Source organism: Microcystis sp. M109S1 (assembly GCF_020247025.1).
Lineage (GTDB): Bacteria > Cyanobacteriota > Cyanobacteriia > Cyanobacteriales > Microcystaceae > Microcystis.
In genome coordinates this window covers 1-9,884 of record NZ_JADBRW010000037.1, presented here as the reverse complement: position 1 = coordinate 9,884, position 9,884 = coordinate 1, and the positions used below count along the sequence as shown (strand labels likewise).

Genomic DNA, 9,884 nt, shown 5'->3' with positions numbered 1-9,884 from the left:
CATGCTTGTGTTCTGAGATGGGGTGCCTTATTGTAAACTAATCTTACACAGCCCAAAGTGCGCCGCAATAGCGACTCTTGTTCTGGTGTGGGGTAAAATCGAAACGAGTAGGCTTTTTCCATGTCTCACATTTTAGCATATATTTCGTAAATGTGCTAATATTTAATAGTAAAGCCGTCGTAGAACGACGGGGTTTCAGACCCAAAATTTTCGATGAACCATTCTTGGCATCCCCTAGTCTAAACAGACAAGTAGCTAGGGGTGACGGGAATGATCGAGGTGATAACCGATAAGCAAACAATTGTGAGCGATCGAGAGTTAATCTTAAAGTGTCAAAAGGGTGATAGGGGTGCTTTTCCCCACCTTTACCGTCTTTATCAACCAAAAATCCGCTCTACTCTCTATCAACTCTGTGGACGGGAATTCCTAGAGGATTTTGTCCAAGAGGTATTTTTAAGAGTGTGGCGCGGGTTGCCGAAATTGCGTTCACCTGAATACTTTTCCACTTGGGTTTATCGGATCACTTGGAATGTGGCGATCGATGGTCGGCGACAATTAGCCAAAAGACAAATGAGGATGGCCAAAAGCACTGATGAGGAAAACTCCCTTGATAGCGAATCCCGTCCCCAAGATAGTCCCGATTTGATGCAACTGCATTATGAGGAAGTCGTCCGACAAGGGTTAGAAATTCTCAGTTTAGAACATCGCGCTGTCCTTGTCCTTCACGATCTAGAGGACTTACCTCAAAAGGAAATTGCCCAAATCTTAGAAATTCCCCTCGGTACGGTGAAATCACGTCTTCATTATGCGCGTAAAACCATGGGTCAATTTTTGCAAAAACAAGGAGTTCTCTAATGTCCCCAGAAGATGACAAAGTGGTTAATTTTCTGCGTCGCTATCGTCCATCGCTGCCACCTCGACCGATAGATCAAGAAGAACAGTTAATGCAAATGATTCGGGGAGAAAAACCGGTAACTTCCCCAAAATCCCTGCCTTTATTGGGGTTGATCACTGGTATTACTGCCTTATCGGCACTGATTTTTGCTTCCTATCGTTGGTCTCATCCTCATCCACAACTGGGCCAAATTTCCGACGAGGAGTTAGAAGCTTTTTTAGTGGAGAGTTGGAACCATAGCATCGCTCCACCGATTGCTGCTCCTAGCGTTTATAGTTCGCCTTGGATGAGCTTAAACGAGCCTCAACTCACCTATTCTACCTATAATCCTTAATTTCTTTGTGGAGGTCAATTATGTCCCTTTCTACTCTCTCGATTTTCGGCACGACCATGGCTTTAACTCTAGCCGTTAACCTAGCCCCAACTGCCACTGTGTTATCCTATCCCCAAGATCGTCTATTTATCGCTCAAACTAGCTCTCCCCAGCGTCCTGAGAGTCGTCCCCGTCGGGTGAATAATTCTAGAGAAGGACTAATCGAACAATTGAACCTTACCGATGACCAAAAGTCAAAAGTTGCCGCTATTCGTCAGAAATATCGGGGACAAATCCAAAAATTGCAAGAAACCATTAGAAACAACGAACAAGAATTAAATAGTTTATTATCAAATAATGCCTCCGATCGAGATATCCGCTCCAAACATCAGCAAATCTCTCGCAATCGCCAAGAAATCAGTAACCTGCAATTTGAGAATTTTTTGGAAATTCGCCAAGTCTTAACTCCCGCTCAAAGAATGGAATTTTCCCAATTAATGCAGGAACGTTGCCCTAATTTCCCCAATTGCGGACGACCATAATTCCCATCAGTGCGGATTAAGCAACTTTAACTGGCGATCGAGTTTGATTCCGATACATTAGAAAAACGCAAAGGATGGGTTACTACCCCATCCTCAACTGATCATTTACTAATAAATTATCGTTTCCAAGTGACTTTTGGTAGGATATGATTCATATCTACCCGATTTTTATACTTGGTGGCGAAGTTTAGGAGGGAATCGAGGAGAGAATCGGAGAGATAGTGAGGTTGTAGGCCTAGATCGAGTAATTTCGTGTTTTTAGCGTTAAAATAATGTTCCTCTAACTCGATGCGCGGGTTGTCAAGATTGTTAATCTCCACATTTAACCCTAATGCGGAACCAGCTTTTTTCACCATCAGTGCCAAGTCACCGACACTAAACAGTTCGGTAAATTGGTTAAAGACGCGGAATTCCCCCGATTGAGCGGGATTTGCGATCGCTAATTCCAAACAACGCACGGTATCGCGGATATCTAAAAATCCTCGCGTTTGGCCACCTTTACCGTACACTGTCAGGGGATGACCGATCGCCGCTTGAATACAAAAACGGTTTAAAGCAGTACCAAAAACCCCATCGTAATCGAGACGGTTAATCAACATCTCATCCATTCCCGTTTCTTCGGTGAGGACTCCATAAACCACCCCTTGATTGAGATCTGTGGCTTTTAAACCCCACATCCGACAGGCAAAATGGATATTATGGCTATCGTGGACTTTGCTGAGATGGTACATACTACCGGGTTGTTTGGGATAGGGTAAAGTATCCTTACGACCGTTATGTTCGATCGTGATGTAGCCTTCTTCAATATCTATATTCGGTGTGCCATACTCACCCATGGTTCCCAGTTTCACTAGGTGCGCGTCGGGAAATTCCTCTTTCATCGCGTAGAGGATATTTAAATTGCCAACAACGTTGTTAACTTGGGTTAAAACTGCGTGTTCGCGATCGATCATGGAGAAGGGTGCAGATCTCTGTTCTCCGAAGTGAACAATCGCATCCGGTTGAAACTGTCGCAGGGATTGAATCAAAAAGTCGTAGTTATTGATATCCCCGACAAAAAGATCGAGCGATTTTCCCGTCAGATCTTGCCAGCGTTGAATCCGATGAGATATGGGTGCGATCGGTGTTAAGGTATCGCAGCCTAATTGTAAGTCCCAATAGCGACGAACTAAACTATCAAGTATGCCTACTTCGTAACCTCTATTTGATAGATGGAGTGCCGTTGCCCAACCACAATAGCCGTCTCCGCCAATAACCAAAACTCTCATACAATATCTGTAAAGTTTATATACTCGTCTTTGGTAACTCTAGCAGTTTTGTGTCACGCTTTACCAACTTAATCCCCGTGAACATAGCGGGGGTGATGGGGTGTAGGGTGTGGGGTGTGGGGTGTGGGGTGTGGGGTGTAGGGAAGGAAACCTCTTTCATCTGTGGGGGTGAAAATTTTTTCATCGAGACTGACTCCTGATTAAGCTAAACGGCGCTTAACCTGCATGATCCAATAGCTATAACCCTTTTGGAGTCTATATCGGTGATCCGAAGTAAAAGCCGTTTAGCTTACCACTGTCCACTGAAAACTCAAATCTGCTCACTGCTCACTGCTCACTGCTCACTGCTCACTGCTCACTGATGAGGGTGTTCTAGAAAACTTGACAAGGGAACGGATTACAGGGAAACTCAGCTTGTAATCAGTGGGCTTTGCTGACGAGAAAACAAAAGCCAAAAATCTAGATAAAAGGCAGTTTTTTTCGGTAACTCAGGGACTATCTGCTTTTTTACTTTTTACTTTTTACTTTATTACTTGATCTTATGCGTTGGCAAGCTCGGCAAAAATCTTCGTTTCCTTTGCTTCCCCTATACGGATTTTTGGCATTTATCGTCACTTGTCTGATTATTTGGACAATTTCTCTCTATCCTCGTTCTAATGCTCTGGTGGGGGGTGATTCTCTCCCCGCACCCTTTAGGGAGTTTCAACCGGAATGCGCGGATTATGTCCTAGAAAATAGTTCTTTTAAGGATATATCGAGAATTTTTGATTGTAAAACCTATAAAAACTTATCAGATCGCGTGATTGTTCCCCTATCTCTCCAAAAAAACGATATTAGTCTCGATAATTGGCAAAATAACTCGGCAACAGCGATCGAATTAGCACTCTGGCCAGAAATTCATCCCCGCGCTCAAGAGACAAAAGTACCGATTTTAATGTATCACGACATTTTACCGGAAAAAGAGGTATTTTTTGACGTTACTCCGGGGGAATTAGAGGCACATTTTCAATTTTTGCAGGAAATCGGGGCAACTCCTATCAGTATCGATTGGTTAATTTCCCATCTGCGGACAGGTATCCCCCTTCCCGCTAAACCGGTTTTATTGACTTTTGATGATGGTTATGGGGGACATTACCAGTATGTCTATCCTTTATTGAGAAAATATAACTATCCCGCCGTTTTCTCGATTTATATCAATAAAATGACTCAAAAAACTGGCAGAACCAGTGTCACTTGGCAACAACTCCAGGAAATGGCCGCCGATCCTCTAGTACAAATTGTCTCCCATAGTGTTAGTCATCCCCGGGATTTAAGATTATTGTCCGATGCAGATTTGGAGCAAGAAGTCAAGCAATCGAAACAAATCTTAGAAAAAGAATTGGGCATTCCGATTAATTATTTCACCTATCCGGAAGGGAAGGCGGACGATCGAGTGAAGGAATTCGTCAAAAAAGCGGGTTATCGGGCGGCTTTATCGATGAATGACCTCGATGAACATTTTGCTGGACAATCCCCCGATTTACTCACTATTGGACGCTTTGGGCAATCGCGCACCAGGGAAATTGTACCGCAAGCTTGGGGAGGTGATCCCTTACCCCGTAGGGATGGTGGTTTTAACTTTGCCACCACCATCCAAAAACGGGAAGTGGAATTCCCAAGCAATACACTTGTTCTGATTAGTGGCGGGATTCCCAAAACTATCCACGCTGATAGTCGCTATCAAGTGGAGGAAATTATCGCCGGCACAGAAGCGATCGCGGCTGTAGATGGCGGTTTTTTCTCTCTCAAGGAATTGGACTCAAATCAGATGATCGGGCCGGTTTTAAGCGAAAATGGCGGCTTTATCCCGGGATATGAAGGTGAAATCGGCAAGTTAGAGGGTCGTCCTTTAGTAATCATTACCGATCGATGGGTGCGTTATCTTCCTTTTGATCCTGCCCGTCATAATACCCTAGAAGGAATTGCAGCGGAGGCCAGAGATGATCTCAAGGTTACGGATGCTTTTGTCGCGGCCGCTTGGTTAGTCAAAGATGGACAACCACAATCGCGAGAATCCTTTGGTACACTTTACGGTTTTGATGCCCTGCGTCACCGGGCTTTTTGGGGAATTAATCAGGCAGGACAGCCAGTAATCGGGGTTTCCAGAGACCCGATCGATTCGATGGCTTTGGGAGAATTATTAGTACAGGCAGGTTTTCGGGAGGCGGTGATGTTGGATTCAGGAGCAAGTACTTCCCTCGCTTATCGAGGCCAATCGCAAGTGCATTATACTCCCCGCCCCGTTCCCCACGTTGTCGCTTTATTTCCCCCCACAGAAACCTATATTGTTCCCATTAGTCATGTGGGGATTCCCTGCGTAATTTTCGCCGATTCCTGTCCTGCGGGGAGTTAGGTTAGCACTATATGATCGAGTTAAACCTTAGCCCAAGAGTCTAGCATGGAGATCGAACGTCTTAACGCCCTTTCCGATAATTATATTTTCCTCCTCTACGATCGCGCACAAAAAATCGCGGCCGTGGTGGATCCGGCCGAACCTGAACCCGTTTTCAGGCGATTAGAGGCTTTACAGGTGGATTTAGTCGCTATTTTCAATACCCATCACCACGGCGACCATGTGGGGGCTAATCAGGCTTTAATTAATCGTTATCCCCATCTTTGTGTTTATGGGGGAAAGGAGGATCGCGGTCGCATTCCGGGCCAGCAGCTGTTTTTAGAGGAGGGGGACCGGGTGGAATTTGCCGGTCGCTGGGCCGAGGTTTTCTTTGTCCCCGGCCACACTCGCGGTCATATTGCCTATTATTTTCCCCCGGTTAACCCCGGAGATTACGGCGAGTTATTCTGCGGTGATACCCTGTTTTCTGGGGGTTGTGGTCGTTTATTTGAGGGAACACCGGGGCAAATGGTGGCTTCTTTAAGCAAATTGCGATCGCTGCCTGACCAGACCCGGGTTTGGTGCGCTCACGAATATACGTTAAATAATTTAAAGTTTGCCTTGACAGTTGACCCTAATAATGCTGCTCTGCAACAGCGTTATCGGGAAGTGGAGAAAAATCGCGCTCAAGATATTCCCACGATTCCGGCAATTTTGGGGACGGAAAAGCTGACTAATCCTTTTTTGCGCTGGGATAGTCCCGCTTTGGAAATGACCATGGATAGCAGAGAACCAGTACAAGTGTTTGCACGGCTGCGGGGGAAAAAAGATAATTTTTAGCAGTAGCGGCGTCAAAAAAAACGAGCGATCCTGAGAATACAGGATCGCTCGCGTTATCGGATCAGATTACAAGCTCAAGGGTTGCGGATCTAACTTCAAATCGGCAAGACTGACATCACCGTGACCATTTACCGCCACCTCTAGGGGCAAATTGCCGTGATAAGCTTGGATTAACAGGGTTTTTAAGTCCTCGATCAGGGGATAACGGGGATTGGCTCCGGTACACTGATCATCGAAAGCTTGTTCGGCTAAATGGTCTAATTTGGCCATAAATTCGGCTTCAGTTTCGGGAATTACCTCTTTAATACTGGCCGGAATACCGATTTCCCGTTTTAAACATTCGATCGCTAATACCAATCTTTCCACACTTTCGGTCTCGCTTTCTCCTCCCAATCCCAGGGAATGGGCGATCCTGGCATAGCGCCATTTCACGTTAGGATATTTGTACTGAGAGAAGGTGGCCTGTTTAAAGGGGGCATCGGTGGCATTATAGAGGATGACGTGGGAAATCATCAAGGCATTGGCGAGACCGTGGGGAATGTGGAAAATGGCCCCCAATTGGTGGGCCATGGAGTGACAGATGCCTAAAAAGCCATTAGCGAAGGCCATTCCTGCCATTGTCGCCGCATAATGAACTTTTTCCCGCGCTTTCGGGTCTTTAGCCCCGTTATGATAGGAACTGGGCAGGTATTTAAACAGCAGTCGGATGGCATCTTGAGCAAGAGCATTGGTGTACTCTGAGGCTAAAACCGAGACGTAGGCCTCAAGAGCGTGAGTTAAAGCGTCAATTCCGCCGTAGGCTGTCAATTTTTTCGGCATATTCAGCACTAATTCTGGATCGACGATGGCCATGCTGGGAGTTAGGGCATAATCTGCCAGAGGATACTTAATATTATTACGGCGATCGGTAACAACAGCGAAGGGAGTCACTTCCGATCCTGTTCCCGAAGTGGTGGGAATACAGACCATCAGAGCTTTTTCACCTAAAGGGGGCAATTCATAGACTCGTTTGCGGATATCCATAAAGCGCATGGCCAAGCTCTCGAATTCTATCTCTGGATGCTCGTAGAGTAGCCAGATGATTTTGGCCGCATCCATCGGGGAACCGCCACCGATAGCGATAATCACATCGGGATTGAAGGTATTAATCACATTTAACCCCCGTTCGACGGTTTCTAGGGAAGGATCGGGTTCCACATCATAAAAGATATTAACCGTGATGCCGATTTCTTCTAAAACTTCCTCTAAAGCTGCGGTAACTCCTAGGTCAAAAAGAGGTTTATCGGTGACAATAAAGGCCCGTTTTTTGCCGGCTAATTCCCGAATAGCGATCGGTAATGCCCCGTATTTAAAATATACTTTTGGTGGTACTCGGAACCAAAGCATATTTTCCCGGCGCTCGGCCACGGTTTTAATATTTAACAGGTGGCTAGGTTCGACGTTTTCGCTGATGGAATTACCGCCCCAAGTGCCACAACCGAGGGTTAAACTAGGATCGAGACGGAAGTTATAGATATCACCGATCGCACCTTGGGAGGAAGGGGTATTAATTAATACCCGGGCCGTTTCTACGTTGTCTTCAAAGCGTTTAATATGTTCCCGATTTGAGGGAGATGTATAAAGCACGGCCGTATGACCTCGACCCGCAAATAAGACCAGTTTTTCGGCTTTTTTCACCCCATCTTCAAAGTCTTTCGCTCGGTACATAGCTAAAATTGGCGAGAGTTTTTCGTAGGAAAATGGTTCCTCTAAACCAATATTTTCTACTTCTCCGATTAGTAATCGGGTATCTTCTGGAACAGAAATTCCCGCTATGGCGGCTAATTTTTCCACTGGTTGCCCGACGATATCGGGGTTGATATGACCATCTTTTAGGAGAATCTCGGCGACTTTTTCCCTTTCTTCGGGGGAAAGAAGATAGGCCCCGCGATCAATAAATTCCTGTCGAACTTCTTCATAGATGCTATCGACAACGATTACCGATTGTTCCGAGGCGCAAATCATGCCGTTATCGAAGGTTTTACTGAGAATAATCGAGGAAACGGCCATTTTTATGTGAGCGGTTTCGTCAATTAAAGCGGGAGTATTGCCGGCACCGACTCCTAAGGAAGGTCTTCCCGAAGAATAGGCCGCTTTTACCATACCGGGACCGCCGGTAGCGAGGATTAAATTAATGCTGGGATGTTGCATTAATGCTTGGGAAAGTTCCACCGATGGCTGATCGATCCAACCAATAATACCAGCCGGCGCTCCCGCTTTCACGGCCGCTTCCAAGACAATTTTGGCCGCTGCGATGGTGCAGTCTTTGGCTCGCGGATGGGGGGAAAAAATGATGCCGTTGCGGGTTTTCAGGGCAATTAGGGCTTTAAAAATGGCTGTGGCGGTGGGATTTGTGGTGGGTACGATCCCCGCTAAAATGCCCACGGGTTCGGCGATTTTTTGCAGACCAAAGGATTTATCTTCTTCGATAATGCCGCAGGTTTTGCTGTGTTTATACTTGTTGTAGATGATTTCTGAGGCAAAATGGTTTTTAATCACTTTATCCTCTATTACTCCCATCTCTGTCTCTTGTACGGCCATTTTAGCCAGGGGAATGCGAGCGTTGTTAGCTGCTAATGCCGCTTTTTTGAAGATAAGATCTACTTGTTCTTGGCTATAGTTGGCAAATTGTTGTTGAGCTTTTTTTACCTGTTGAATGAGTTCTTCTAGCTCTTGTCTATTGGTAACTGTCATAACAATTTTGTAGATAAAATTACGCTTTTTATTCTCTTATAGCGTTTTTCGGCAGGGGATTCGCTTAATCTTGGGATTTTCTTTATAGTTTCCTAAGCATTGGTATTATAGGATACTAATCCTAAATCCATTGAGCATAGGTAACATATCAGGACAGGCACTCATGCAAAGGGGAGAATAAATAATCAGTTTTTGATAACTGGATTTAGTATAAATTAGGATTGACCAGTACCTAGAAAAAGTTTGAGGACAGAGACTCAATGATCAAGTTACCAGAAATTCAAGCCGGTGTTCGAGAAGCTGGTTCTATTCCGCGCTCCTTGAGTGAAAAGTTTAAAGTTGATCACAGCTTGGCAACGGATTCAGGGTGAGATTCAACATCAAACTAGGATATCTCTACACTCTAGAAAATAAATATCTTCAGAGCAACCGAATCAAATAGAATTAAATCAGTCAATTTTGATGGTGTTTTGAATGATTAATCTAAACCCAGTTTCTTGGCGAAATTTTTCCATCCTCTCCATTTGTGAAGTCTGAAAGTTAGGCTTTTTGTTATTAGCAATGTAGGCTTTTCGGCTCTTCGGTAATTGTTATGCAAATAATTAACTTAAAATAAAATTAGATAAGAGAGCCTACGCCCAAAAGTAGCTGAAATTCATATAAAGAAGGACTTAAGGCACAAATAGGTTAATAAGCTAAACGGCTTTTACTTCGGATCACCGATATAGACTCCAAAAGGGTTATAGCTATTGGATCATGCAGGTTAAGCGCCGTTTAGCTTACCAAAAGATAGACAATTGAGTTAAATTTTGAGATAATCGCCAAAAACCCGAGTATTTTACTTATGATGCTTGACAAATTTTTGAACCTAAAAGGAACCTCTATTCAAGGCTATCTACACCTAGAAAATATCGGTATAGTT

At 44.7% G+C, this 9,884-nt stretch carries 8 protein-coding genes; 5 read left to right on the top strand and 3 right to left on the bottom strand.

Annotated elements, in window-relative coordinates; genetic code table 11:
• A partial coding sequence (locus IM322_RS01570; protein ID WP_287713079.1) for a helix-turn-helix domain-containing protein occupies nt 1–122 on the bottom strand: 122 nt, incomplete at its 3' end.
• 148 nt (nt 123–270) lie between these two features.
• Between IM322_RS01570 and IM322_RS01565 the strand changes: the two genes are divergently transcribed.
• The 3 genes from IM322_RS01565 to IM322_RS01555 are packed head-to-tail and all read left to right on the top strand — an operon-like array spanning nt 271 to nt 1,750.
• Nucleotides 271–855, top strand: a complete 585-nt coding sequence (locus tag IM322_RS01565; protein WP_287674252.1) for a sigma-70 family RNA polymerase sigma factor — start codon at nt 271–273, stop codon at nt 853–855.
• A complete protein-coding gene (locus IM322_RS01560; protein WP_287674251.1) occupies nt 855–1,229 on the top strand; it encodes a hypothetical protein in 375 nt (124 codons plus the stop codon). The genes IM322_RS01565 and IM322_RS01560 overlap by 1 nt, the downstream gene beginning before the upstream one ends.
• Nucleotides 1,230–1,249: 20 nt before the next feature.
• Entirely contained in the window at nt 1,250–1,750 is a 501-nt protein-coding gene (locus IM322_RS01555) for a Spy/CpxP family protein refolding chaperone (RefSeq protein ID WP_287674250.1), read from the top strand.
• Nucleotides 1,751–1,866: 116 nt separating this feature from the next.
• Here the strand turns inward: IM322_RS01555 and IM322_RS01550 are convergent, their stop codons facing one another.
• Nucleotides 1,867–3,018: an NAD-dependent epimerase/dehydratase family protein gene (locus IM322_RS01550; protein WP_002803336.1), complete on the bottom strand. Its 1,152-nt coding sequence runs from the start codon at nt 3,016–3,018 to the stop codon at nt 1,867–1,869.
• 541 nt (nt 3,019–3,559) lie between these two features.
• Between IM322_RS01550 and IM322_RS01545 the strand changes: the two genes are divergently transcribed.
• Both IM322_RS01545 and gloB read left to right on the top strand, forming a co-directional pair.
• A complete protein-coding gene (locus tag IM322_RS01545; protein WP_287674249.1) occupies nt 3,560–5,410 on the top strand; it encodes a polysaccharide deacetylase family protein in 1,851 nt (616 codons plus the stop codon).
• A gap of 45 nt (nt 5,411–5,455) precedes the next feature.
• Nucleotides 5,456–6,229 (top strand): hydroxyacylglutathione hydrolase, encoded by a 774-nt coding sequence (gene gloB, locus IM322_RS01540; protein WP_287674248.1) that lies wholly within the window; start codon nt 5,456–5,458, stop codon nt 6,227–6,229.
• Nucleotides 6,230–6,295: 66 nt separating this feature from the next.
• On the opposite strand, the gene adhE is transcribed toward gloB, so the two are convergent.
• The gene (gene adhE, locus IM322_RS01535) at nt 6,296–8,962 is read right to left on the bottom strand and encodes a bifunctional acetaldehyde-CoA/alcohol dehydrogenase (protein ID WP_287674247.1); all 2,667 of its coding nucleotides are present in this window, start codon (nt 8,960–8,962) and stop codon (nt 6,296–6,298) included.
• Nucleotides 8,963–9,884 lie beyond the last annotated feature (922 nt).